This is a genomic window from Ensifer sp. ENS03, assembly GCF_014852035.1.
Lineage (GTDB): Bacteria > Pseudomonadota > Alphaproteobacteria > Rhizobiales > Rhizobiaceae > Ensifer > Ensifer adhaerens.
Genome location: NZ_JACVAV010000006.1, coordinates 69,778 through 94,797 on the forward strand (window position 1 = coordinate 69,778; position 25,020 = coordinate 94,797).

The 25,020-nt window shown below is 64.7% G+C and carries 18 protein-coding genes; all 18 read left to right on the plus strand.

The window, feature by feature from the left end; all coding sequences use genetic code 11:
• Positions 1-640: 640 nt before the first annotated feature.
• On the plus strand, positions 641-1,015 hold the full coding sequence (locus tag IB263_RS20760) for a hypothetical protein (RefSeq protein WP_060519066.1): 375 nt from the start codon (positions 641-643) through the stop codon (positions 1,013-1,015).
• Positions 1,016-1,163: 148 nt separating this feature from the next.
• Complete coding sequence (locus IB263_RS20765; RefSeq protein ID WP_234824543.1) at positions 1,164-2,681, plus strand: phage tail sheath subtilisin-like domain-containing protein; 1,518 nt, start codon at positions 1,164-1,166, stop codon at positions 2,679-2,681.
• Positions 2,682-2,698: 17 nt separating this feature from the next.
• Complete coding sequence (locus IB263_RS20770) at positions 2,699-3,226, plus strand: phage tail protein (RefSeq protein WP_060519070.1); 528 nt, start codon at positions 2,699-2,701, stop codon at positions 3,224-3,226.
• 41 nt (positions 3,227-3,267) lie between these two features.
• A complete protein-coding gene (locus tag IB263_RS20775; RefSeq protein ID WP_192438947.1) occupies positions 3,268-3,948 on the plus strand; it encodes a hypothetical protein in 681 nt (226 codons plus the stop codon).
• An 847-nt stretch (positions 3,949-4,795) separates the two neighbouring features.
• Positions 4,796-6,061: a DUF4255 domain-containing protein gene (locus IB263_RS20780; RefSeq protein ID WP_192438948.1), complete on the plus strand. Its 1,266-nt coding sequence runs from the start codon at positions 4,796-4,798 to the stop codon at positions 6,059-6,061.
• 44 nt (positions 6,062-6,105) lie between these two features.
• Positions 6,106-7,938, plus strand: a complete 1,833-nt coding sequence (locus IB263_RS34735) for an ATP-binding protein (RefSeq protein WP_192438949.1) — start codon at positions 6,106-6,108, stop codon at positions 7,936-7,938.
• The gene (locus tag IB263_RS20790; protein ID WP_060643914.1) at positions 7,935-8,204 is read left to right on the plus strand and encodes a hypothetical protein; all 270 of its coding nucleotides are present in this window, start codon (positions 7,935-7,937) and stop codon (positions 8,202-8,204) included. Before IB263_RS34735 ends, IB263_RS20790 begins: the two co-directional genes overlap by 4 nt.
• Before the next feature lie 86 nt (positions 8,205-8,290).
• The gene (locus tag IB263_RS20795) at positions 8,291-9,883 is read left to right on the plus strand and encodes a DUF4157 domain-containing protein (RefSeq protein WP_192438950.1); all 1,593 of its coding nucleotides are present in this window, start codon (positions 8,291-8,293) and stop codon (positions 9,881-9,883) included.
• A gap of 70 nt (positions 9,884-9,953) precedes the next feature.
• Positions 9,954-13,829 carry a DUF4157 domain-containing protein gene (locus IB263_RS20800; RefSeq protein ID WP_192438951.1) on the plus strand — a complete coding sequence of 1,292 codons (3,876 nt, stop codon included), beginning with the start codon at positions 9,954-9,956 and terminating at the stop codon, positions 13,827-13,829.
• 61 nt (positions 13,830-13,890) lie between these two features.
• Positions 13,891-14,538, plus strand: a complete 648-nt coding sequence (locus IB263_RS20805; RefSeq protein ID WP_060519084.1) for a hypothetical protein — start codon at positions 13,891-13,893, stop codon at positions 14,536-14,538.
• A 9-nt stretch (positions 14,539-14,547) separates the two neighbouring features.
• Entirely contained in the window at positions 14,548-14,856 is a 309-nt protein-coding gene (locus tag IB263_RS20810) for a hypothetical protein (RefSeq protein ID WP_060519086.1), read from the plus strand.
• Positions 14,853-16,025, plus strand: a complete 1,173-nt coding sequence (locus IB263_RS20815; RefSeq protein ID WP_090300664.1) for a hypothetical protein — start codon at positions 14,853-14,855, stop codon at positions 16,023-16,025. The genes IB263_RS20810 and IB263_RS20815 overlap by 4 nt, the downstream gene beginning before the upstream one ends.
• The gene (locus IB263_RS20820; RefSeq protein WP_090300666.1) at positions 16,022-16,534 is read left to right on the plus strand and encodes a phage baseplate assembly protein V; all 513 of its coding nucleotides are present in this window, start codon (positions 16,022-16,024) and stop codon (positions 16,532-16,534) included. The genes IB263_RS20815 and IB263_RS20820 overlap by 4 nt, the downstream gene beginning before the upstream one ends.
• Positions 16,531-16,863: a hypothetical protein gene (locus IB263_RS20825; protein ID WP_060519092.1), complete on the plus strand. Its 333-nt coding sequence runs from the start codon at positions 16,531-16,533 to the stop codon at positions 16,861-16,863. Before IB263_RS20820 ends, IB263_RS20825 begins: the two co-directional genes overlap by 4 nt.
• Positions 16,860-17,219, plus strand: a complete 360-nt coding sequence (locus IB263_RS20830) for a GPW/gp25 family protein (RefSeq protein ID WP_060519094.1) — start codon at positions 16,860-16,862, stop codon at positions 17,217-17,219. The genes IB263_RS20825 and IB263_RS20830 overlap by 4 nt, the downstream gene beginning before the upstream one ends.
• Positions 17,216-19,720: a putative baseplate assembly protein gene (locus IB263_RS20835; protein WP_192438952.1), complete on the plus strand. Its 2,505-nt coding sequence runs from the start codon at positions 17,216-17,218 to the stop codon at positions 19,718-19,720. The genes IB263_RS20830 and IB263_RS20835 overlap by 4 nt, the downstream gene beginning before the upstream one ends.
• A gap of 2 nt (positions 19,721-19,722) precedes the next feature.
• Positions 19,723-22,809 (plus strand): putative baseplate assembly protein, encoded by a 3,087-nt coding sequence (locus tag IB263_RS20840; RefSeq protein ID WP_192438953.1) that lies wholly within the window; start codon positions 19,723-19,725, stop codon positions 22,807-22,809.
• A gap of 94 nt (positions 22,810-22,903) precedes the next feature.
• Complete coding sequence (locus IB263_RS20845; RefSeq protein ID WP_127890347.1) at positions 22,904-25,015, plus strand: hypothetical protein; 2,112 nt, start codon at positions 22,904-22,906, stop codon at positions 25,013-25,015.
• Positions 25,016-25,020 lie beyond the last annotated feature (5 nt).

Sequence of the window (25,020 nt, forward strand, 5' to 3'; positions counted from 1 at the left end):
TTAGCCAATGACGCGACGCGAGCGCTAGAAAAATCGCGTAACGTTTCGTCGGGAACGTTGCGGCGTTGCTCTGCCACCTGATGGTTGCGATCTGGCTGTGAGGCTTCAGCACTCATAATATGTACACTGAAACGACCAAATCATTGGGGAAATGCGAAGCAGAAACGCATGTAGTGCCTCTCCCGACGGTCGCGACCTAGTCTCGCAACAAACAACGCAAATCACCAACGTCGTGCAATTGTTTTTGAACTTACGCCAGCCGCGTCTCACAGCCTGTGCGGGAAGCCCCAACTTATACATATTATCCCGTATATTCTATTGGGATTTATACTTGGTTTATTTTAATGTGGAATGGTGTTCGATTGGAAGCGGCAGTGTAGAGATTAGAATTATCTCCGTTGACATTTTCTGTGTTCTGTATCTTTATAATTATCTTCTTGCATTCTGATAAGTATATCTCAAGCGTGACGTTGCTACGTTCGACGCTGCGAATGTTTTTGGGCTTCCCTAAGCACTATCCGGCGAGCTGGGCCTTAAAGCAGCAGATCTCGTTAAAGCGTCCGTGTTTGCTGGCGCAATTTAAAATTGTGATACTGAATTCTCCGACTGATCGCGCAACGCTTTCTCCGAGGTGCCTTTCATGTCAGAAACAATCACGTGGTCCCTAACCGCAGGTGGCAAGTCAGGCTCTGCCATCCAGACCAAGGGCGCATCGACGGGCGATGGTATCGTTTCCGTCTCTGTTGATCTCGACGCCGGAAGTGCAGAGCGCGATCTGGCCCTGCAGGTCGACAAGGTCGACAACGTCGCCTTTCTCGCGATCTCTTCCGATCTTCTCGACGGTTCGGTGACCGTCAAGGCAGACGGGGCCAATGCTTCCGCGCTGAGTGGTCCGATCCTCTTGTTCGGAGAGGCGGTCAAGCTCTTTGCGGGCGATCTGACCACCCTGACAGTTCACAACACATCGGCGGATAAAGCCGCCAAGGTGACGGTTCTGATCGGCCTGACGGTCTGATCTGACTTTCAATCCGGTTTCGACGGCCCGCAAGGGCCGTCCGATGCATCGTTCGCTTTTGCATTCACGATCCGTTTGAGAACAGGAGCCGCGCATGCCCATCTCTCCAACCTATCCCGGCGTCTACATTCAGGAGCTCGACTCGGGCGTGCGAACCGTCGCCGGTGTGCCGACCTCGATTGCCGCTTTCGTCGGACGCACGAAAAAGGGGGGTGTCGGGGAACCGACGCCCTGCTTCAACATGGGCGAGTTCAATCGCCGCTTCGGTGGGCTTTGGAGCGACAGCAATGTCTCCTACGCCGTCGACGATTTCTTCGCCAACGGCGGCGGGCAATGCCTGATCGTACGGCTGTTCGAGCAGGACGGCGGCGACGGCTATGCAGGCTTGACTGTGGGCACCCTGATCCTGCGGGCCAAGAGCCCTGGTGCCTGGGGTAATTCGCTCTCAGGGAAAATCTCGCACCCGGACGTCGCCGATCCCGAGGGCGCGGCCGCAGCTGCCAAGAAGTACGGACTGACAGTCAACGACATCTTCGATCTGGAGATCGTCGACACTGCCACTGACACCCGGGAGGTATTGCGTACCCTGTCGATGAGAAGCGATGCGGGCCAGCGCCGGTTCGACCGGATCCTCGCGGCCCAGAGCAACCTCGTTGAAGCGCCGCCGGCCCCGACCTTTTCCAATAGTCGGCCCGCGGATGCCGCCACAGGTACTGCTACCGGTGGCGACGACGGAACGACGCTGGCCGATGCGACCTACCAAGGTGATCCGGCGCTGAAAACCGGCATGCAGGCGCTGCGCAAGGCGGACATCTTCAACCTGCTCTGCATCCCACCCGACACCCGCGAGGCCACCCTGCCCAAGGCAGTCAGGGAAACGGCCGCTGCACTTTGCGCTGAAAGGCGCGCGCTTTACATTGTCGATCCGCCGAACGAATGGGACGCCAACCCCGACACCGCGGCGACGACGGCGAAGAATGCCCAGCTCGACGCCACGGACCAGGTGCTTCCACTCACCAATGCCCGCAACGCCGCGCTCTATTTTCCGCGGCTTCTCAAACGTGATCCGTTGCGCGGCGGTCAAATCGATGCCTTCGCGCCCTGTGGGGCGGTGGCGGGCGTGATCGCCCGCACCGACGTCAATCGTGGGGTCTTCAAGGCGCCGGCCGGCCTGGCCGCAACGCTGTCCAATACCCAGGGGTTGACCGTGAAGCTGACCGATCAGGAAAACGGCCTGCTCAACCCGATCGGCGTCAATTGTCTGAGGTCGTTCCAGAACATCGGCCGCGTCGTCTGGGGCGCTCGCACGCTGGCGGGCTCGGACGTGCTGTCGGACGACTACAAGTACGTGTCGGTCCGGCGCCTCGCGCTCTTCATCGAAGAGAGCCTGTTCCGCGGCACACAATGGGTTGTGTTCGAAGGTAATGACGAACCGCTCTGGGCACAGATCCGTCTCTCGGTGGGATCGTTCATGCAGCGGCTGTTCCGGCAGGGCGCGTTCCAGGGGGCGAGCCCCAAGGAGGCCTATTTCGTCAAGTGCGACGCATCGACGACCACGCAGGACGACATCAATCGCGGCATCGTCAACATCGTCGTCGGCTTCGCGCCGCTGCAGCCGGCCGAATTCGTCATTATTTCGATCCAGCAGATCCGCAGCGCGTCCTAAAGGGAGGGCGGACAAACATGCCACAGTTCACCACGAATGCCGACCGTTTCGACCCCTATAAAACGTACAAGTTCCGTCTGCGCTTGCCGGACGGGGACTACGTTGCAGGCGTCAGCAAGTGTTCAGCGCTCAAGCGCTCGACGGAGGTGGTCAAGCACCGCGAAGGTGGCGACCCCTCGACCAGCCGCAAGTCGCCTGGCCAGACCGAATATGAGGCAATCACGCTGGAGCGCGGGGTTACCCATTCCAAGCAGTTCGAGCAATGGGCTAATAAGGTGTGGAACTATGGGGCGGGCCTCGGGGCGGAGGTGTCGCTCAAGGATTTCCGCAAGGATCTGATACTCGAAATCTACAACGAGGCCGGTCAGATTGTTTTGGCCTACAAGCTCTATCGTTGCTGGCCCTCCGAGTTTTCGGCCTTCTCCGACATGGACGCTTCGGCTAGCGCCATCGCGATCCAGACGCTGAAGCTGGAGAACGAGGGATGGGAGCGGGACGAAGACGTGGCTGAGCCTGAAGAGCCCAGCTTCGAAGTTCCGGCCTGATCATGCCCCTTGGAGCTCCCTCACGGCTGGACGCCTCCGCGGTGATTGAGCTGGCCGACCGCGCGAGCGTGCTGTCGCCGGCTCAATGGTCGGTCGCGCTGCTGCAACGGGCCTATCCCGAGGCCGCGTGCGGGACCCTCTTGGCCCTGCCTATGGGGGCGCGCGACCGTTTGGTTCTGGCGATCCGGGCACGACTGAGGTCGGGCCCGCTCCGGGCGGAACCGGTTTGCGAAGCGTGCGGTAAGATCTACGAGCTCACGCTCGAACCCGCCAGCCTCGGGCTGGCGGGGGAGGCGCTTTGGCCAGAACCTGGTTTTCAAAAGGTGATGATCGCTGGCTGCGAGGCGGTCGTGCGCCCGGTGACCGTCGGCGACATTCTTGAGATCGAGACCATCGCCGAACCTGAAACGGCTGCGCGGATGCTGGCGGCACGGGTCCAGGAAACGGCAACGGATCTGCCGCTCGATGGCCTTGCCGAGGCTCTGGAGGCGATCGATCCGGGCGCCGATGTGTGGCTGGAGACCGGCTGCCCGGAGTGCGGCGCCAGGCAATCCGTGGCTTTCGATTCGGTGCATTTTGTCGCTCATGAGCTGCAACAGATTTCGCGGCAGATCCTGCGCGACGTCGTGCACATCGCTCGGGTCTTCCACTGGTCCGAGGCCGAGATCCTCGCTTTGCCGGAGCATCGGCGGGCCTTTTATGTGGCCGAGGCACTGGCATGAGCGCGTTCCTGAGCAACCTTGCCGCGCGCGCGCGCGGCACGCTGCCCCGGCTGGCGCCGCGCCGGCCCGGCCCCTTCGAAACGCTGGGCGAAAGGTCCGAACCAGCCGACAGCGATAGGCCGGTGCCTTCCATGTCTTCCGAGGCTCCGTCGAGCACCCCGCGCGCCAGCGAGGCCGCCCCTCCGGCGGCCGCCCCCGTCACGGGTCCGACCATATCCGCAGCAGCTACGACGGTCCTGAGGTCGACACACGCTGCAGCGCCGGTCACGCCAGCCACGTCGGCACCGGCTGCACCGTCGCGCCGCATGATGCCATTGGCGCCCGCCGCAGCCGTTGCTCCGGCTGCTCTTGCTTCGAGGCCGGCGGTCACACCACCGGTGGCAACGTCGTCGCAAGCCGTTTTGGCCGCTGAAACCCCTCCGGTCGCGCACGCTCCCGTTTCGCTGCCCATCGCGCCGTCCGCCCCGGCGCCGGTGATCGCTAACGGCACACTTGCAGACGCTCTTGGGGACATGTCCGGCGAAACGGCCCGGGCGGATCCCGAACCGGCGGCGTCCCCTGTCGCTGCCGATGGTCGGCCGGTATCGCGATCATCGATTGTCCCGGTCCCGAGGGCCGCCCCGCCATCGCTTGCGCGCGAGGATACCGCGCCGAATTGGGCAGCGCAGGTCCCGCGAGGCAGGAACGCTGACCGAGCTGCGGAGCCGCAACAGCCGCCCCAGGTCGAGATCCGCATCGGCACCATCGAGGTGGTGATGGATCCGCCGCGAGGCGGACAATCAGCCCCGGCAAGGGCGGAGGCTCGGGGGATCAGCCTGGATGACTTTCTCGACGGGAGAGGTGGGCGATGAGCAACCCGCTGGCCATATCCACCGTCAGCGCAGCCTTTCTCCGGCGCATCCTGTCGGCGGCCAACGCCGCGGTGCCAAATGCGAAGGTGCGGTTGGGGGCGCCCACGGCCAAGCTTGCCGAGGATGCAGCGCCGCTCGTCAATCTTCATCTCTACCGGGTCGAGCCCAATGCCGCCCATGCCAATGACCATCTGCCGACGCGTGGTGCCACCGGCCAGATGCGCGGCCCCAGCAAGCTGGCGCTGAACCTGCACTATGTGATGAGCTTCTACGGCAATCACGACGCGTTCGAGCCCGATCTGATGCTGGGCGAGGTGATGCTGGCTCTGGAGCATGAGCCGCTGCTGAGCAAGACCACGATCCACAACGCCATCGAAGACAACGACGAGTTGGAAGATAGCGATCTGGAGGCGGCGTTGGCGCGGCTGCGCGTGACGCGCCAACTGATGACGATCGATGATTTCTCGAAGATCTGGTCAATCTTCTATCAGGTCCCCTATGCGCTGTCGCTCTCCTACGAGGTTAGCCATGTGGTGATCGAGACGTCCGCCACGCCACCGGTTCCTACCCCGGTGGCGCATCCCGGGCTTTGGGTCTCGCCGGTTTCAACGCTCCGGCTCGACGCAGCGGGCAGGGCGCCCGGCAGTATCATCCCGCCGGTCTGGGGCGGTATCCTCCACGTGGCGGGCAGGGGCCTGGCCAAGCCGGGGCTCGAGCTGGAAGTCGATGGTGGCGGTCTTGCCATGAGCGGGGTTCGGCAGTCGGAGGCGGCGCTTGCAGTGACGCTCGATGCCCCCACCTTCGGCGGCGTCGAGTTGGCCGTCGGCGTCCACAAACTGCAGGCGATTGCACCCAGGACCAGCGCTGACCAGCCGGATCACGTGCGTGCCCGCTCCAACGCATTGGCCTTTGCACTCAGCCCGGCGATCGTCGTCGGCATGATCACCGCGCCGGCGGGTGGAACGACGGCGACAGGTACGGTCGATATCGGCTTCACCCCTTCGATCCGGTCGGATCAGGCGGTCCGGTTGCTTCTCGATGTCCGCAACCCGGCAGCGCCGGCGCAGGTGATCCTGGCCGGGCGTATCCCTGTGGAGGGTGGAGCGAACGCCGCCTCGCTCACCTTTTCCTTTGTCAGCTTGCCGCGCGGCGACTATCTGGTGAGGGCCGATGTCGACGGGCTCCTCAGCCCGGTCACGCTCGACAGCACCGCGGGCAGCTCCACCTATGGCCAGATCATCGGCCCGGAGCTTTCGCTGTGAGCCGCGCCGAACATATCGCGTCCCTGGCCGACGCCTTCCCGGTCGTGCGCGCCTGGCTCGAACACGGCCCGGTCGCCGAAACCAAACCGCCGCGCACCGCTGCCTGCGAGCTGGCCGATATCTTCCGACTGGATGCGTTCGGTCGCAACATCCTGCTCTTGTGCGCCTATGTCGCCTTGGAACCGGACGGGCGTGACATCGTCGCCCGGTTGCTTGACGATCCTTTGACCTCTGCCCCCACGCTGTCGCTGGCACTGACGCGTCTGCCGGGCGCACACTGGAAGGGACTGTCGGCCGAGGCGCCACTGCGCCGGGCAGGGCTGGTCCGGATCGAGGGCAGCGGCTCGCTGGTCGATGCGCGCCTGCGCCTTGCGGACACGGTGCTGCTGCGCCTTGTCGGTGCGCCCTCGCTGGACGCCGGGGCCTCCGCCCTGCTGCGCCGCATTCCGCGACCGTTGTCATTGGCACCCAACCGCGCCACGCTCGCCCGGGAAATCGGTTCCCGCCTGTCTCTACCGGACACACCGGTGCTGCACCTGACCGGCGGCGATCCCGAGGGCAAGCTTTGCGCTTTTGCCGAAGCCTCAGCCGGGATCAACGCCATCACCTATGCGCTGAACTCGCAGCTTCTGCCCCAGACAGCCGTCGAACTGGTGGACTTCGCCGCTGGGCTCACCCGGGATATGATGCTGTGTGCCGGGCGGTTGGTGCTGATGCATGACGACATGGGCGAGACACGGACCGCCCAGCTCTTTGCCGAAACCTATGGCGGGCCGCTCGCCATCGCCTCGGTCGAACCGATGCGGGTCGGTCACCGGTTGGCGCTCCGCCTGGAGATGCCGCGCCTGAAGGCGTCCGAGCAGCTTGCCGTGTGGCACAGCGTTCTCAGCGATGACGATACCGATCTTATCCCGGCCCTGCCGCGCCTTGCCGCCACCTTCTGCGTGGCTCCCGAAGTTGCGCGTGCTGTCGCTGCAGAAATGTCGCTGGAGAGCAATCGCGATCCGAAGCATCTGGCGACCTGCGCCTGGGAGGCCTGCCGCCGCACCGCGCGGCCCCGCATGGACGACCTGGCGCATCGCGTGGCCTCGCCCGCGACGTGGGACGACCTGATCCTGGCGCCGCGACAGAAGGATGTGCTCGAAAGCATCATTGCCCAGGTGCGCAACCGCATGCAGGTCTACGAGGAGTGGGGCTTCGGCGTGCGGCTCCAGCACAAGGGGCTCGGGGTCTCGGCGTTATTTTCAGGCCCGTCGGGCGCGGGCAAGTCGATGGCCGGCGAAGTCATCGGCAATGCGCTCGACCTTGATGTCTACCGCGTCGACCTTTCCGCGATGGTCTCGAAATGGGTCGGCGAGACCGAGAAGAACCTGCGCCGGGTCTTCGATGCGGCCGAGGATGGCGGCGTGATCCTGCAATTCGACGAGGCCGATGCGCTCTTCGGCCGCCGCTCCGAAGTTAAGGACAGCCATGACCGCCACGCCAATATCGAGGTGAGCTACCTGCTCCAGCGGCTCGAGGCCTATCGCGGGCTTTGCATCCTGACCACCAATATGCGCGACAATATCGACGACGCGTTCCTGCGTCGCCTGCGCTTCATCGTCGATTTCCGCTTTCCCAATCTGGCCGAACGCCGGGCGATCTGGATGCGGATCTTTCCTGACGCACAACCTTGCGAGCAACTGGATTACGACAAGCTGGCACAGCTCAACCTGGCCGGCGGATCGATCCGCAACATCGCGCTGGGCGCGGCCTTCCTCGCGGCCGACCGCGGTTGCGCAGTGTCGATGGCCGAGATCCTGCAGGCGGCGCAACTCGAATACGACAAGGTTGGCCGGCCGATGACCGACGCTGAACGCGCGGGGTGGCTGCAATGACTGTCGGGCCACGGATCGTTCTCAATATCGACCGGCTTCGCGTTCATGGCGTGCACGCAAGCGACGCTGCCGCGTTGGCGAAGGGGCTGAGGACGGCGCTTGCCGCGCAGCTTGCCGCCAATGGCGGCGCGCTGGCCGGGCAGGGTGGCGCCGATCATTTGCGTTTGAGCCTGCCACCGGCTGCAGGGCGCGGCCCTAACGCGCTCGGACGCCTTGCCGGTCAGCGGATCGCCGGGGCGCTCACCCGCCCGAAAGGAGGTGGCTGATGTCCCTGCGCGCTGCTCTGCGTGCCCGACGTTCGATGCCCCGTTCCGCACGCAACCGCGGTGGCTCGGGCGTGTGTGAACCTAAGATGCGGCTGCCCGGATCGCTCAGCGCGGTGCCCGGCGTACTTCAGCGTAAGCCGGTGGTCGGTCCGGCGAACGACGCCTATGAGCGCGAGGCCGATCAGGTTGCCGGTACCGTCGCAAAGGGCAGTGCTGCACGGGCTGTCACGCCCATGACGGCCGCTTCGGTGCAGCGGCAAGGCGGCGGGTCCGGGGGCAACACTCGGGGCAACACTGGGGGCGGGCCATCCGGCGCTGCCACGGCGGCCAAAGCGGTTTCTGCGGGCGGCCGCATGCTCAGTGTCGCTGAAGCCGGCTTCTTCGTACCGCGTTTCCGGCGGGACCTTTCGCATGTGCGCGTCCATGAAGGGCCGCAGGTTGATCAGGCCGCGGCCATGATCGGGGCGCGCGCCTATACGCTTGGAAACGATATTGCGCTGGCCAAGGGCGAGTACATCCCCGGAACCACCGAGGGCCGACGCCTGATGGCGCACGAGTTGACGCATAGCCTGCAACAGACCGCTGGCGAGCAAACCATCCGCCGCGCGCCGGACGGCGAACGCAAGGCCGCCGACTTCAAGAAAGTCACGATGGTCTTCAACGGTGAGGAACTGATCGTTTACGGCGACGGCGAGGAAATCATGCGCTACGACGGCGATTCCGGTCGCCCGATCAAGATTACCGAAGAGGATGCCAAGGCCTGCGGCGCAGATGTCGATGTCGACACCTATCTGAACGACAGACGTTTCACCGGCATCAAGGACAAGGGGCCGATCCCGGAGGGCACCTATAGTTTTTCGCCACCGGGTATCAGCCAATTTTCAACCGGGGAGCAGTTGGACCTTTTGGTCGGCGGCATCGTCGGCAAGAAAAACGTCACGGTCCAGGGGCAGAGCATTCATGCCGGCGACTGGGGGGCCGGACGGGTGCACCTCAATCCTGTCGCGGTCAGGGAGGGGCCGTGTGGCAATGCCGGAAGGCGAAGCGCGTTCTTCCTGCACGGCGGGCTACTGCGCGGCAGCTCAGGCTGCATCGATATCCAAACCAGCTTCGACGAACTGGCTGCCTTTCTCGACGGCTACAAAAATCCGGTCACGCTCAAGGTCGCGTATACCGATCCGGCGACCAGGGTCGGGTTCTGGACTGGGCTCGGCGGCGCGCTTGCCTATCAGGGCTTCCATTTCACCAGTCAGGGAACCGGCTTGTTAGGCGTCGAGATGGCGGGCGACAGGACAAGTTTCGTCGCCTCGCTGCAATACAATGCGCTGCTGGACTGGGCCGGCGGTGCCCTGACCGCCGGCGTTCATGTCGATGTGCCGGTCGACGATCGGGACGCCTTTATCCGCGCCGGATTGCGCGGCGGTGCGGAGTATCGTGTCTACCGGTCCCTCTACGGGCGGATCTTCGGAGGCGGTTACTATGATGCCGCGCGCGGCGATCTTCCGGCCGGGTTCGGCCTCCAGGCCGGCGGCGGCCTCGGCTATGATTTCGGACCGGTGCAAATGGAAGTGCTCTACAATTTCCTGGCGCCTCTGGGCGACGAGGATGCCGCCACTTCAGGCCGACCGGAGCGCCAAAGGGCGCACCAGGTCCTCACAGGGATCGGCTTCGAATGGTAGGGCGGGGCGACATAGCGCGACCTGCGCCGGCGATCACCTGCAGCACCAGGCCAGCTGCCGGGGGGCTGCCATGTCCGTGAGCGTCGCCCAAGCCGCCAAGCCCCCCGCCTTTGCCGTCGCGACGCCGACGAAACACAAGGCCGAGCCGTTGCCGGATCAAGACCAGGTGCCTCGGCGCCTGCTTTCTTCGCTGTCCTCGGTTCCTTCGGTTCAGCGCGTCTGCGCTGAATGCGCCCGAGAGGATGACGAGCACACCATGCCAGTCATGCCGCGGCTTGAAGTGGGCCCGGTGGACGACCCGTTCGAGCGCGAAGCGGATGACATAGCCGGACGTGTGATGGCGACCCGCGAGCCAAATTCCGTTCAACGTGCCGGGCCCGACGCGGAAACGCCGGACGCCATGCCCCGTCGCATCAGGCGGAAATGCTCGGCCTGCGGAGGTGACGAAACGCCGGTGATGCCGAGACTGGAGGTGGGACCGGTTGACCATCCGCACGAGGCCGAAGCGGATTCAATCGCAGCGACCGTCATGACCCAGCGCCCCGGCACCGGTCTTCAGCGCCGGAGCGAAGACGACGAGCCGGAAGTGATGGCACGCAGATCGGTCGTTCAACGCAAATGCGCCGCTTGCAGCGCTGCTGAGGAAGAGATGCCGGTCATGCCGCGTCGGGCCGTAGCGACGGTGCAGCGCATACCCTCGCCGCTGCTTGAGCGCGAGATGTTGCATGACTTGACTGACATGCCGCGGATGCGGGCCGACGGCCCTGCGGGTACCGAACACATTGCCGCCTCGGCCGGTCAGCTGGAATCCGGCGGCAGCGCCCTCTCGCCGCAAACCCGAGACTTTTTCGAAAGCCGCATGGGGCGCGACCTCTCTGGCGTGCGCATCCATCGCGGCAGCGCCTCGGATGCGCTGAATGACAGCATCTCGTCGCTCGCCTTTACCTACCGCAATCATGTCTGGCTGGGGCGAAACGAAGCGGAAGCGCCGTCCTTCACTATGGCGCACGAATTGGCGCATGTGCTGCAACAGACCCAGCCGGATGAAGTGCAGCCGAAAGTGCGCCGCGTCCCGTCCGAGATCATCAGCGAAACGCTCTACTTCGGCGAGGATCCCCAAAAGACACCCACCCATGACCTCGTCGTTGCCGACGCGGTCAAGAAGAATGCAAAACTCATGGGTGAGGTGGCGGTGCCCAACGCGCAGCGCGACAAGGGCTCTGTGGACGACGGGTTTGGCTATGCCGACCTGGTCATCTCAGATCCCAACAAGCTCTGGGGACTGCGGTTTGCACCGTACACTGGCATTGGCAGCAGCACCGGGACGGGGACCGGAACTGGCGCTGGCGGGCCGACCGCACTGCCGTGGTACGTCGTGTCGGACGGCGGTAAGAACGTCGTACCCAAGAGCCTGGGTTACGACACAAGAAAGTCGCTTCACATCGGCGGCGCCGCGCTGAGACCGGGCGGAGGCTACGAGAAATACAGCACGGAATCGAGCCCTCGCTGGGCGACCACCGACTTCATTCGATCCGCACTCGATGCGCCCTCGAGCTACGAGATTGGCGACGTAAAATTCGCCGGTGACAGGGATCGCATGAGCGACGCGGAAAAACAGGTTGGCGACTACGCCACCGGTTTCAACGAAGCCGCCCGGCGCTACAACAAGACGGTGGAACAGAGCGAGGCCGTCAAGAATGGCACCGCGCCAGCCGGAACCCTGACCGGGTCGTCGCGAAGCAATTCGCTCGCCAGGACCAACTTCAGCGCCGCCAAGATGGCGAGCTCCGCCAGCAGCGGCGATTTCATCCCTCTGGAAAGTGCATTGAAGCTGCGCCTCAACAAGTACAGCAAGACGATCCTTGGTCGTGACAAGTACGAGAACGTTACAGGGTTCACCTATACGGGGAAGTCCTATTACCGGCAGAAAAGCGGCGCCAAGTTCCTGTGGGAGTATGTGTTCTGGCCCGATGAAATCAAGGAACAGGACACCAGCACATCACGGTCCAACCGGCGCGACAAGCTGACCGAGGCGAGCCAGACCCTGTACGACCAAATGGTCTCTTCGCCGACGGGCAAGAAGGTGATGCCGCTGCGCCATGCCGATGCCCGCGTTCAACCCAAGAAACCAAAAAAGCCGCTGCCGCCACAGGAGGATCCGTTCCAGGCGCAGTACAACACCTGGAAGGAAAAGCAGAGAACCTTCACCAGGACCTTTGCCGACTACACCAACATCAAGACCGGGACCGGTAAGGCGGACATCGCCAAGCTGGCCTTCGACACAGCGATCCAGAACACCGTCAAGCTGCTGGGTGGCACCGGTCCCGACGGTTCGCGACCGGTGCAGGACACAGCCGCGCTGACCAAGGCGCAAACCGAATTCAACCGTGCCGAGCTCATGGAAGGGCGGTCGGGGCGGATGCTCGGGGCAATGCGCAAGACCTTTGGTGCGACTTTCGTCAAGGCGCTCAACATCTACCACCGGCTGAAGACCAAGTTCGAAAACTTCCTGGCGGGCGCGAAGAAGCGCACGAGTGGCGGCAAGATCGGCAAGGCGATCATGAAGGTCGGCGGCGTGATCTTCGGCGCGATCATCAAGGTCATGCTGCCGCAGGTTGGCGCCTATCTGGTCGACTGCGTCGAGGAAGGGTTCAAATCGCTGCTGAAATCGATGATCGGCTCCGATTTCAGCAAATACACCGACTCGATCGAAGGCGAGTTCGTCAAGAAGTATGAGGAAATCGCGGCTCAGATCGAAGCCAAGGTCGAAGAGGCGGCCGAGGCGATCAAGACCCGTTTCGGCAGCATCTATGAAGCCGTGATGGACACCTGGGAAGCTGCCAAGACCCTGATCAGCATCGCCCGGCATGTGTTCAACGTCGCCCGCATCGCCTCCTGCGCCGCCGGCGGGCTCGAAACGGTGGGAATTTCCTGCGTCGTTGCCGGTGTCGACTACATCCTTTCGCTCTTCGACATCTCGCCCAGCGAGTATCTTCTGTCGCACATGCTGGGCTCCTGTGTCGCACAGGACCTGATCAAGGAGTTCATCCTCGGCCGGGCGATCATCCAGAACCTGCCGAAGGAAATCGCCGAGACGATCCGCAGCCATCTCAAGGACATCCTGCCGCCCGAGGTGAAGCCGCTGCTTTGCGATCATATCGGCGATGCGCCCGATCTGCCTGACGCGGCCGAGGTCCCGTGCGAGGACATCGACAATCCAGGTAGCGGACGGGGCGGCAGCGACCTCTCGAAACCGCCGCCGGGCTTCCCGCCGGGCATGAACGAGCGCCGGGCCACCCAGAAGGAAATCCGCGAACATGGTCGCCTGGGCACTGGAATCGTTGACAACGCAGGCAAGGTCGACCGCAGCAAACTGCCGGAAGAATTCCGCAAGCTGCTCGAGCCGGAAGCGCCGCCGCCTCCGGGCACTCCGGAGGTCTGGGATCCACCGGACAAGAGCAGCCCGCCGACCGCCAAAAGCAGCCCACCGGCGGACAAGCAAACCGTACCCGACGCGGCAAAAGACAAGCCCGCGGGACAGCCCCCCGAGCAGAAGCCCGCAGGCGGCGCGGCCGGCGGCAGCGGCGGCCAACCCGGATCCGGCGGGCAATCGACCCAGTCGGTACGCCGTGGACAAATCGCCGATCCGAGCGGGACGGTAACGAGCTATCACACCATCCTGCCAGGGCCTTCCGGTGGTTTCGCGCAAGGGCGGGGCGACGCCAAGACCTTGTTCGACGTCTACCTCTACGTCCAGACGTCGGACTTGAAGACCTTCGGACCGCTACCCATCCGGATCAAGGTCATCGAGGTGGGGCGTGACAAGTCCGGCGACTGGATCAAGTACCTCCCGGACGGCCCCTATGTGCTGAAGAACGATACCGAAATCGAGATCAATCCCACCGGCAGCGACGGGTTCTGGGCAAAGCTGAGTGCTGACAGATGAGACCGTTTCCAAAGAATGACTTCACTGGTTCCACGTCCGGCGTCTCAGATCGGAGCCTGCTATGACGGGTCTAACCATCTCCCCACAAGTCCAGAAAGGCGCTCTTGTCGGGCTTGATCTTTTCAACCCGCTCTCTTCGGTGGCGATCTTCCAGTACAACCCCGACCAGATCACCCGGTCGATCGCGCCGAACTACAGCCAGGCAGGCAACGGGCGGGCGGAACCGTTGCGGCTGGCGGGGCCTCCCACGGAGACGATCAGCGCCAACCTCAAGATGGACCTGATCGACCAGATGGAAGAGGGCGAGAACGGACCTCTGGGCGGCGGCATTTCGGGCTATCTCGCAGCACTCGAGATGATGGTCTATCCGAAAACCATCGCCGTTGCGATCAATCAGGCGCTGATGCTGGCAGGAACCATGGAGGTGGTGCCGCCGGCCGCACCGCTGACGCTTTTCATCTACGGCTGGAAGCGGGTGGTGCCTGTCAAGATCGAAAGTCTGTCGATCACCGAGACCGCGCACGACCCGGCTTTAAACCCGATCCGCGCCGATGTCGCGGTCTCGATGAAAGTGCTGACCTACAACGATCTGTCCATGACCAACCCGGGCTACTGGGCCTTCCTGACCCACCAGGTGATCAAGGAGACGCTCGCCACCGTCGCAAGCGTCAACAACATCGCCGATGTGGCGGGCAACCTGGATTTCTGAGAGGGCGTGATGATCACAGCAACGAGCCGATACGCCATCGCCACCGAAACCGAATTCACCCGGCCGGACGGCAGCAAAGTGCGCCACATCGTGCCGCCGATCCTGCCGCACCCCGAGGATCACACCGTGGCGCGCCAGCACCGCGTCACCGACAGCGACCGCGCGGATATCATCGCCGCACAGACCTATGGCCAGGCGACCGCCTGGTGGATGATCGCCAATGCCAATTCCGCCGCGCATCCCGACCAGTTGACCGCGGTGCCCGGCGCTCCACTGGTCATTCCGATGCCCGATGCGAGGGGAGGCAGGACCACGTGAGCGCCTTCGGCAACATCCTCGGCATTCGCGTCACGCTGCTTCTGGGCAGGGAGGCCGTCGTGCTGCCCGCACCGCTCGAGGCGATGGAGGCGATCGAAGAGATCGAGGTGCGCCAGGCGATGAAAAAGGACTCAGGCTTCAAGATCACGCTGCTGGCCGGGCGAGAGGGACCGCTTGGCGCATTTGGCCCTCCGTTCGTCAATGATCCCCGGTTCCAGCGCGGAGCGCGGGTGGTGGTCGTTGTCTGGAACGGGGTGGTGCCGACGCCGATCTTCGACGGGGTGGTGACCAAGACCCAGTACATACCCGGCGAAGGGTCGAATGAAGGCAAGTACCTGATGTTGGGCCGCGACCTGACTTTTGTCATGGACCGCGAAGAGAAACGCGCCCAGCACCCGGCTCAGGACGAAACCGTGATCATGAATGCCATGGCGCTGAAATATGCCACCTACGGCGTGATCCCGGTGATTATGCCGCCGCCGGTGATCGATCCGCCGATCCCGGTCGACCGCACGCCGCAGCAGACCTGCACGGACCTCGGCTATGCCAAGAAGATGGCCAGGCGCCACGGCTACAAGGTGTTCATCGATCCCGGCCCGGCGCCGGGGATCAGCCAGCTCTACTTCGGCCCGGTGCCGCGCCCCGGCCTGCCGCAGAAGCCGATCTCGGTCAATCTGGGGCCAATGTCGGATGCCTACGACGTCACGGTCAACCACGATGGCGAGACCCTGACGGCTGCGCGCGCCAAGGTGCATGACCGCTCCACAGGGCAGGTGGTTTCGCTGGAGATCCCGACCTCCACCAACACGCCGATGTCGGCCCTGTCGGAGGCGCTGACGCAGATGGGCAATATCAAGACGAAGGAGATAGTGACCTCGGGCCTCAACACCGCGCAGGTGCTTGCGCGTCTGATGGCTGAGGTGAACGAACCGGCCGAAAGGGTACTGGAGGTGACCGGCACCATCGACAACACGCGCTACAACGCGGTGCTTAAACCCTACTACGCGGTCGATATCCGCGGCCTGGGGATGATCTACAACGGAACCTATACGGTGGCCGAAGTCAGGCACGTGCTCAAACCCGGTGCCTATACCCAGTCGTTCGCACTTCAGCGCGACGGGCTCTATCCGATCCTGCCGGCCGTCGCACCGGAGGTATCGCCGATATGAGCTGCGAGGACGAAAAATTCTTCGGCAAATACCGCGGCAAGGTTGAGCTCAACATCGACCCCTTGGGCCTTGGCCGGGTGCAGGTCAGCGTGGCTGATGTCATGGGGGATGGCACGCTCGCCTGGGCCATGCCCTGTCTGCCGGGCGCCGGACCGGGCGTTGGCATCTTCGCCATCCCGCCCTCGGGCGCCAATGTCTGGGTCGAGTTCGAGCGCGGCGACCCGGACTATCCAATCTGGTCTGGCGGGTTCTGGGACGCCGGAGACACGCCGGCGGCGATGGGGCCGACGCAGGCGCTGACGCGGATCTGGGCGGGCGACAACTTCAAACTGGAGGTGCTCGACGCGCCGGGCATGGGGGAACTCACGCTCAGCATGACCACGGCCATGGGGGATGCCGTGCTGAAGGCGGGGGCGGACGCCATGGAACTGAGCTTTTCCGGATCGACGGTCAAGCTTGGTCCCGATGGGGTCACGATCAACAACGGAAATCTGAAGGTGCTGCCATGACCACGCCGATCGTCACGCAGGGAACCGTCGCCACCTGCCCGCATTCCATCCCGATCACGATCGCGGCGACGGGTGTGAAGCTTTTGATCGACGGCACGCCGGCAGCCCTTCTCGGCGACAAGGGCACGATCGCAGGTTGCCCGTTCACGACGCCCGAACCCAAGCCGCAGCCCTGTCTCATTGCTGAGTTCACCAAGGCGGCCAGCAAGGTGCAGTCGGCCGGCAAGCCGGTGTTGTTGGTCAATCCCGGCGACCTTTGCAAATCCGGCCAGATCCCCAACGGTCCGGTGGTCTGGTCTTCGCCGCAAACCAAGGTTGTCGCGATATGACCTGGTTTTCCTTCCCCTACCGGATCTCAGCCGCCGGAACCACGGCCGAGGCCGACCGCGACCAGCAGATCCGCGACATGATCGAGCAGGTGCTGTTCACGCGCCGCGGCGAGCGGCTCAACCGGCCTGAATTCGGTGCCGGGCTGCACGAGATGGTGTTTTCGGAGAACACGCCGGAGATCGCAGCCGCCGTCCAGCACATGGTCCAGGGGGCGCTTCAGCAATGGCTGGTCGAGGTGATCGAACTGCGTGGTGTGCGGGTTGAGGCCGTGGACAGCCAGTTGCGGGTCACGGTCGTCTACAGCCGCCTCGGCGACGACGAGATTCGCCGCGCCGTGGTGGAGGGCGCGATATGACGAAGTGCAGGTGTCATTGCGGCACGTCGCTGCGCCGGCAGAGGGTTCTGGACAGCAACGCCGACATGGGCGGCGGGCTTGAGATCAACGGCATCGACTTCGTCGAGGTGTTGGACAGCGGCGCACCGGCTGGCATGGCGCAGAAACTGCTCGACGTAGCTTTCCTCAAACCCGATGGCGTCGCCGCCCTGAACGAGGACAACTTCGCCGTGACAGGCGGAACGCGGGTCAAGGGCATCAAGGTGCTATCGCTGGCGCTGCAGCCGGACGGGTTGACCCAGCGGCTGACCCTGGACCAGGCCGGGGATTTCTCGCCTTATGTGCTGTCGCTGCGGCAAGGGGCGGTGAACGCTGCACCGCCCGCCAATATGGATCGCCAGTTGGCGAGCGTGTGCTTCTCCTTCAAAGTCGAATGCCGCTCGGATTTCGATTGCGCCGACCCTGCACTTTCGGTTCCGGCGCGTCGTCAGGGGCCGCCGACAGATTACCTGACCCGCGATTTCACCGGCTTTCGCACGATGATGCTGGACCGCATGTCTGCCACCATGGCCGACTGGACCGAGCGCAATCCGGCGGATCTGGGCGTGACCCTTGTTGAGGTGCTGGCGGATGCTGCCGACAAGGTGAGCTGGTTTCAGGACGCCATAGGCACCGAAGCGTTCTTCGAGCGCACGCGCTTTCGGCAGTCACTCGTGCGCCACGCCCGGCTACTCGGCTATCGTCCGGGCGAGGGTTGCAATGCGCGCACAGCCGTCGCCGTGACGGCGGATGTCGACCGGGATGGCGCACCTGACGTGATTGCGCGCGGCACCCGGTTCCTGACCCGCCCAGAGGATCGGGGGCAGCAGCGGCCGACGGTGATCACACCAGAGGCGGAGCTTTTCGAAGACATGGTCCGACGTGGGTCAGTGGTGTTCGAGGCACTGGAACCGCTGAAGTCGCTGCGCGTGGCGCGCAACGATGCGGGCTTCCACGATTGGGGCGACGAGGGCTGCTGCCTCACCAAGGGCGCAACCTCCGCTTTCCTGACGAAGGCTCCCGGCGATCTTGACCTTGTGGCAGGCGATCTTCTTTTGCTGGAGGAGCGCATTCCTTTTGGCGGTAGCACCGAGGATCCGCCGGATCCGACGCACCGCCAGGTCGTGCGTCTGTCGGAAGGCCCCAAGCCTGCAAGTGATCCGATCTTCGGTCTCGCCTTGACTGAGGTGCGCTGGTTCGCCGAAGACGCGTTGAGGTTCGCTCTGCCGATCGGTACCCTCGATGGCAAGCCGATGTCGGTGGCGCGTGGCAATGTTCTATTGGTCGACGAAGGCCGTACCGTCGATCACGGCGACCCCGCGCACGAAGACGAAATCCTCTTGGAAACCCTCTCCACCGACGGCCTGCTGCCAGATGACGGGCCTGGCCAGGTGCTGCGCTACCGGCTGGCCGCCGGAGAGGTGGTGCGCGCGCCGCCTTTCGATCCGGAGAGTGCACGCACCGCCTCGGCGGCTGCGTCGCTTTCGCCGGTGGCCGAACCGGTCGCACAGGTCGCGCTCGTCGGCGACGGTGAGATATGGACGACGGTGCCGGACCTTCTGGCGTCGGAGCGTTTCGCGCCGCATGTGGCGGTCGAGGCAGGCACCGTGCCAGGGGCGGCCTATGTGCGCTTCGGCGACGGGGTACTGGGCCGCCGCCCAACCGATGGAGCCGCGTTTGTCGCGCGTATCCGTCACGGCGGCGGTTTGCGCGGCAACATCGGGGCCGGCGCGATCGCCCATGTGGTGACCGGCGACGGCAACGGCATCTTCGCGCTGAGCAACCCTGTCCCGGCAACCGGCGGCATCGTGCCGGAACCACGCACGGCAGTGCATGTTGCCGCGCCACAGGCGTTTCGCGTCTCGCGTCGTGCGGTCACGGCGGCCGACTACGCCGTGGTTGCCGCCCGCCACCCGAGCGTCGAACGAGCCTTCGGGCGCCGCCGCTGGACCGGCAGCTGGCACACGGTCACGCTGGCGCTCGACCTCGTCGGAGGCGGCGAGGTGGACGCTGCAGTCGAGGCCGAGTTGCGCGCGTTCATCGAAGATCATCGGTTGGCGGGCCACGATCTAGAATTTGTCTCGCCGGTCTTCGTACCGCTCGACATCATCCTCTTTGTCTGTGCCGCGCCCGACGCCTATGCGTCGGACATCAACCGCGATCTCCTGGCGCTCTTTTCCGATCGCGATCTGCCGGATGGAACCCGCGGGCTCTTTCATCCGGATGTCCTGGAGTTCGGAGCGGACGTGGCGTTGTCGCCGATGATCGCCCGCGCGATGCGGATCGACGGCGTGTCCTGGATCGGCACCACCGACGAAAGCAACGCGCCGGTGGGCCGTTTTGCCCGGATGGATCAGCCCGGTGTGGACTATGCCGCCGAGGCGATCCTGCCGATCGCCAGCGCCGAGATTGCCCGGCTCGACAACGATCCCAGCCGTCCCGAGAACGGCCGGGTCCGCTTCATCGTGGAAGGGGGGCGCTGATCATGGCAACGCGCGACAAAAGCTCGCCGTGTGGCGGCATCGACCTTGGTCCGCATCGCCCTGCCAACCGTGCCGGGCTTTCACAGGTGGATTACCGGATCACGACCCAGCCCGAGGCGCTGGCGCGAATGCTGCATCTTCTGCCGCGACACGGGGTGATAGACCCGGAGACCGGTGCCGAGCTCCAGCCGTTGGAGGCGTTGCGGACGCGCGACCTTCGCGATCCGACGATCAGCCTGTTCGACGCCTGGGCCATGGCCTGCGACGTGGTGTCCTTCTATTCGGAGCGCATCGCCAACGAAGGTTTCATCGGGACCGCCACCCAGCGCCGTTCGGTGCTCGAATTGGCGCGGATGATCGGCTATGAGCTCGCCCCCGGCGTGGCGTCCAGCGCCCATCTGGCATTCTCGGTCGAGGACACGGACAATCCCTATCGCGTGGTCCAGATCGGTATCGGTGTGCAGGCGATGTCGATTCCGCACGAGAAGGGCAAACTGCCGCAGATCTTCGAAACGGTCGAAGAGATCACCGCACGCGCCGAATGGAACAACATTCACGCCCGAACCGAGCGTCCTCAGAACCTGGTGCTCTACAACAACCTCGAAAGTGATGGGGACACAGCCAACGGCACGCTCTACCTCTTCGATCTGGACAACTCCTTCGACGACGCCACATTGGCCGATCCTGACCTCGTTACCATTGCTGCCGAGGCGGATCTGGAACACTACCACCCGATGACCCGACGGCTCGATCTGCCCGCCGCGCTGGCGAAACGTATCGAGGACAACGAAACGAACGAAGAGATCGACCCGGTGCTCTACGCGCTGCCGGTGAACGAGGTCTGCCTTACGGGGCTCGGGCTCAACCTGCGCAAGGGCACCCGGTTGTTGGCGGTGGCGCAGGCGGCGAGCGATGGCGCGCCGGTCACGGCCATACCGATGCGGGTGGTATCGGCCACCGAGGACCGAGCCTTCGGCCTGACGAAAGTCGTTTTGACGCGCAGCGGCCACGCGCCCGAGAAGGTGCGCCGCGCACCGCCCTTCCGGCTCGCGAAACTGCTGATCGGCATCATGCCCTCGATGCGCATCGCGCTGGGCACTCAGGCGATCGAGACGCATGTGCGCGGCCGGACCTGGTCGGGAGACGGGCTCTCGGCGCTGGTGCAATCCCAATCCTGGCAGCGCGCCAAAATCATGACGCTGGTTCGCCTGCTGGTCTTGCCGCCGCCGGAGAAGGACGATGGCGAGGTGCCGGCACTCGGCCTGCATGTCATGCGCGACAGTTCCGGGTTCTTCGGCAGTACTGCGCCGCTCCACGCCACGGTGAATTATGGCACCAAGGCCGATGGGACCTATGACAAGGGTCCCTATACCCACAACTGGGATGGGGCCACGGGCGGATCACCCAACACGATCTGGCTGGACGGGATGGGGGCAAAGTACATCGACAAGGGCGCCTCCCACGTCTACCTCGACCGCGAGCTGAAGGAATTGCAGCCCAACGGCTGGGCGATCATCGAGAACGCCGCGGGCGGGTCTCTCGGTTTGCGGGTCGTGCATGCGGCGGCGGAATCACGGGCGGACTACGCAATCACGGGAAAGTCGACCGGCGTGGGGTTCCGCACCGCCAATGGCGGACTGTTGGAGCTCGGCGGCACCGACTCGACCACAATCTACAATTCCTTCCTGTTTCGGGGTTCGCAGATCCATGCGGTCAGCGCGCATCTTCCGCTTGCCGGTGTGCCGCTGTCGCCGGAGCTGCCGCACAGGTCCACCTCGGTCGAGCTGGACCGGCTTTATCTTGATCTCGAACGCGGACGGCCCGTTTCGCTTTCCGGCGCACGCAACGATGCCGAGGGCATCACCGGGCGCGAGACCCATATCATCGACGAGGTCCAGCATATCGACGGGATCACGCGGCTGGTGCTGACCGGCGAGACCGCCTGGCCCTATGACCGCACCACCGTGCGCATCAACGCAAATGTCGCGCTCGCCACCCATGGCGAGGCGGTGGCCGAAGACCTCGGGAATGGCGACGCCCGGCTGACGTTCCAGACCTTCACGCTGAAGAAGCCGCCGCTCACTTACGTTTCAGCCGCAAACGAGGCCGGTCGCGCCTCGACCCTGAAGATCCGTATCGACGGTGCGCTCTGGCAGGAGGTGACGGCACTGGGCCAGGCCGGGCAGGAGGACCCCGTCTACGAGGTGCGCCTGTCCGACGACGGCAAGGCGCATGTGCGCTTCGGTGACGGCCGGACCGGCCGTCGCCTGCCCACCGGCTTGCTGAACGTAAAGGCGGAGTACCGCAGCGGCATCGGCCGCGCCGGCGAAGTGCCGGAAGAGGCGATCAGTCAGCTGAGAACCCGGCCGCTCGGTGTGCGCGCAGTGGTGAACCCGTCGCCCGCAACAGGCTCGGCCGATCCCGAGACGCTGGATAGCGCGCGCGAAACCGCACCGGGCACGGTCAAGACCCTCGGGCGCATCGTCTCGCTCACCGACTACGCCGATTTTGCGCGTAGTTTTGCCGGCATCGGCAAGGCCCAGGCGTGCGAGCTGTGGTCAGGGCAGAACAAGGTGATCCATGTCACGGTGGCCCCTGAAGCGGACGCCGAGCTCACGGCAAGCGATCCGCTGATGTCCAACCTTGCCGATGCAATGGCCAAGGCGCGCGATCCTGCACGTCCCCTGATCTTGCAACCCTACGCGCGCCGGTTCTTTGCCCTGACGGCCAAGATTTATCCCGATCCGACCTACCGCGCCGAGGACGTCAAGCTCTGGGCGCGCCAGCAGATCGAGGCGCTTTTCGGTTACGACGCGCGCAAGCTCGCCCAATCGGTGAGTGCTGCCGAGGTCATTGCCGCGCTGCATCGGGCGCGCGGTGTCGTATCGGTCGATCTCGACGCGCTCGAGGTGCTGCTCGACGGCTCTACCACCGGTTCTGTGGCTGCTGATCTGTCCTCGGTGCTGCCCTCGCTCCCAGCCGTAGGGCCGGGCCAGCGCGGGCAGCGCCACGACTTTGCCCCGGCGCAATTGCTGACCGTGCTGCCGTCGGCGGTCAGCCTGACGATGATGGAGACCGCAAATGTATAATCGCGCGACCGGCAACCTTTTCGAACGGCTGCCCAGCCATTTCCGCACGCGCGATGCCGAAGAGGGTCGTGCGCTTCAGGCGCTGATGGAGATCATGGCACAGGAGCTGGTCATCCTGGAGCGCGACATAGACCAGCTCTACGACGACTGGTTCGTCGAGACCTGCGAGCCGTGGGCACTGCCCTACATCGCTGCGCTGATCGGCGCCCGGCCGATGCGCGAGATCGGGTCCGACCAGATAGGGCTTCTGCGCGGATACGTCGCCAATGTGCTGCGCAACCGGCAGGCAAAAGGCACCGCCGCGGCGATCGAGCAGGTGGCGCGCGAAGTGTCCGGATGGTCGGTGGTGGCGGTCGAATTCTTCCAGAGGCTTGCGACCTCGCAGCATATGAACCATGTGCGACCGGCTGCACCGGGCTTTGCCGACCTGCGCAACACCGCGCGCTGCCGCGCCAGCCGGTCGCCGTTCTCAACGATGGCGCATTCGCCGGCCGCCGGGCAGCCGGGCGCCTATGCCGGGCGCTACAACATTCCGCATCTGGGGCTGTTCATTTGGCGGCGCGCGGCGGCACCGATCTGGCCTGTGGAAAATCCAGCCGCAGGGTATCTGGGCGGGGCCGTTCCGCGTCCCGATGCACCGGATCCGGGGCTTTTGACCTTTGATCCGCTGGGACGCGACCTGCCGTTGGTCAACCGCCCGGCGGCCGACCTGAGCGTGGGTGCGCGGATGACCGCGCGCACCGTGCCTGCGACATTGTCCCGTGATGAGGTCTTCGCCGCGCTCAACGCTGCCCGCGCAGACGGCGCCACTCCGGGCCGCTGGTTTGAGGAAAGCCCGCCGTTTCGAGTGCGTCTGGACGGCGCGGAGGTGTCGCCTGAAAAGCTCTTCTGCTGCAATCTGGAAAAGGCCGAAAACGGCACCTGGCGGCGGCCGGCCGTGGCTGGCACGGTGATGGTCGACCCTGAGCTCGGCCGGATCTCGCTGCACGCTTCGGACGAGGGCAAGGCGGTCGAGACCGGTTTTGCCACCGGGCAGCCCTTCGATATCGGCGGCGGCGCCTATGACCGGCGGTCGAGCCTTGAGAAATGGCTGCCCGATCTCGTAGTGCCCGGCGAGGCGCCGCCCTGGCAGATCGGTGTGACGAAGGTGGCGGGCCATGTGACCGACAACCCGCTTCAGGGTGGGCCGGTGGTCGCGAGCCTGCGCGATGCGGTCGACCGCTGGAATGCCCAGGCCACCGCGGGCTCGCGCGGGATCATCGCGGTGATGGACAACGCCACCTATGTCGAGGCGTTGAACGCCACCCATGCAATCACGTTGCCGAAAGGCGCAACGCTGGCGATTGTGGCTGCCGCCTGGCCGGTGGTGGAGGAGCCGGGCGGGGTGCGTCGCCGCTTTGCGGGCCAATTGTCGCCGATGCACCGGCGGCCTCTTGTTCTGGCGCCGGCGATGATCGAGGCGGCGGATGCGGGCGACGACCCGGCCGGTTCGCTGGTGATCGACGGATTGGTGATCACCGGCAATCTCACCGCCCGGCCTGGAGGCGATCTTGGGGCTCTCCGGCTTTACAATTGCACGATCGGCGCCTCGGGCGCGGCGCTGGACTATTCGGTGCGTGCCACCACCGAGAACGCCAGGATGAGCCTGGTCCTCGACCGCTGCATTGTCGGCAAGGTGGAGCTACCGCAGGCGACAGGCGCGATCGAGATCACGCGATCGATCATCGGGGAGGATCAGACCGCCGGTGGCGGCGGGGCAGGGGCTGGCGCCTTGGTGCTGCGCGTGCCGCTCATGGACATGAGCTGCAGCGGCAGTACCGTCCTTGGCCGCACCACCTGCCGCAGCCTGCAGGCGGAAAACAGCATCCTCACTGGGCGGATCACCGTCGAGCACCGGCAGAGCGGCTGCGTCCGGTTCTGCTATGTCGACGAGACCTCGGTCTTGCCGCGCCGCTACCGCTGCGTGCCGCGTGCGAGCGACGACCCCAAGCCGCGGCCGGTCTTCGTCTCGACCCGTTTTCAGGATCCCGAATTCGGGCTCTTAAGCCTGCGCACGCCACAGGCCATCCTCGAAGGGGCCGAGGATGGCATGGAGATGGGAGTGGGCTACGCCAACCGCGACCCAGCCCGCCGCGCCAACATCCGCGATGCCATCGAGGAATTTGCGCCATTCGGCCTTGTTCCGGGCTTCATTTACATGAGTTAGGAGGC

Coding starts and splice junctions, on each gene's coding strand:
- IB263_RS20820 (WP_090300666.1), top strand. CDS start 16,022: ATGAGCTGCGAGGACGAAAAATTCTTCGGCAAATACCGCGGCAAGGTT.
- IB263_RS20800 (WP_192438951.1), top strand. CDS start 9,954: ATGTCCGTGAGCGTCGCCCAAGCCGCCAAGCCCCCCGCCTTTGCCGTC.
- IB263_RS20840 (WP_192438953.1), top strand. CDS start 19,723: ATGGCAACGCGCGACAAAAGCTCGCCGTGTGGCGGCATCGACCTTGGT.
- IB263_RS20795 (WP_192438950.1), top strand. CDS start 8,291: ATGCGGCTGCCCGGATCGCTCAGCGCGGTGCCCGGCGTACTTCAGCGT.
- IB263_RS20780 (WP_192438948.1), top strand. CDS start 4,796: ATGAGCAACCCGCTGGCCATATCCACCGTCAGCGCAGCCTTTCTCCGG.
- IB263_RS20760 (WP_060519066.1), top strand. CDS start 641: ATGTCAGAAACAATCACGTGGTCCCTAACCGCAGGTGGCAAGTCAGGC.
- IB263_RS20830 (WP_060519094.1), top strand. CDS start 16,860: ATGACCTGGTTTTCCTTCCCCTACCGGATCTCAGCCGCCGGAACCACG.
- IB263_RS20835 (WP_192438952.1), top strand. CDS start 17,216: ATGACGAAGTGCAGGTGTCATTGCGGCACGTCGCTGCGCCGGCAGAGG.
- IB263_RS20805 (WP_060519084.1), top strand. CDS start 13,891: ATGACGGGTCTAACCATCTCCCCACAAGTCCAGAAAGGCGCTCTTGTC.
- IB263_RS20825 (WP_060519092.1), top strand. CDS start 16,531: ATGACCACGCCGATCGTCACGCAGGGAACCGTCGCCACCTGCCCGCAT.
- IB263_RS20790 (WP_060643914.1), top strand. CDS start 7,935: ATGACTGTCGGGCCACGGATCGTTCTCAATATCGACCGGCTTCGCGTT.
- IB263_RS20770 (WP_060519070.1), top strand. CDS start 2,699: ATGCCACAGTTCACCACGAATGCCGACCGTTTCGACCCCTATAAAACG.
- IB263_RS20845 (WP_127890347.1), top strand. CDS start 22,904: ATGGCACAGGAGCTGGTCATCCTGGAGCGCGACATAGACCAGCTCTAC.
- IB263_RS20810 (WP_060519086.1), top strand. CDS start 14,548: ATGATCACAGCAACGAGCCGATACGCCATCGCCACCGAAACCGAATTC.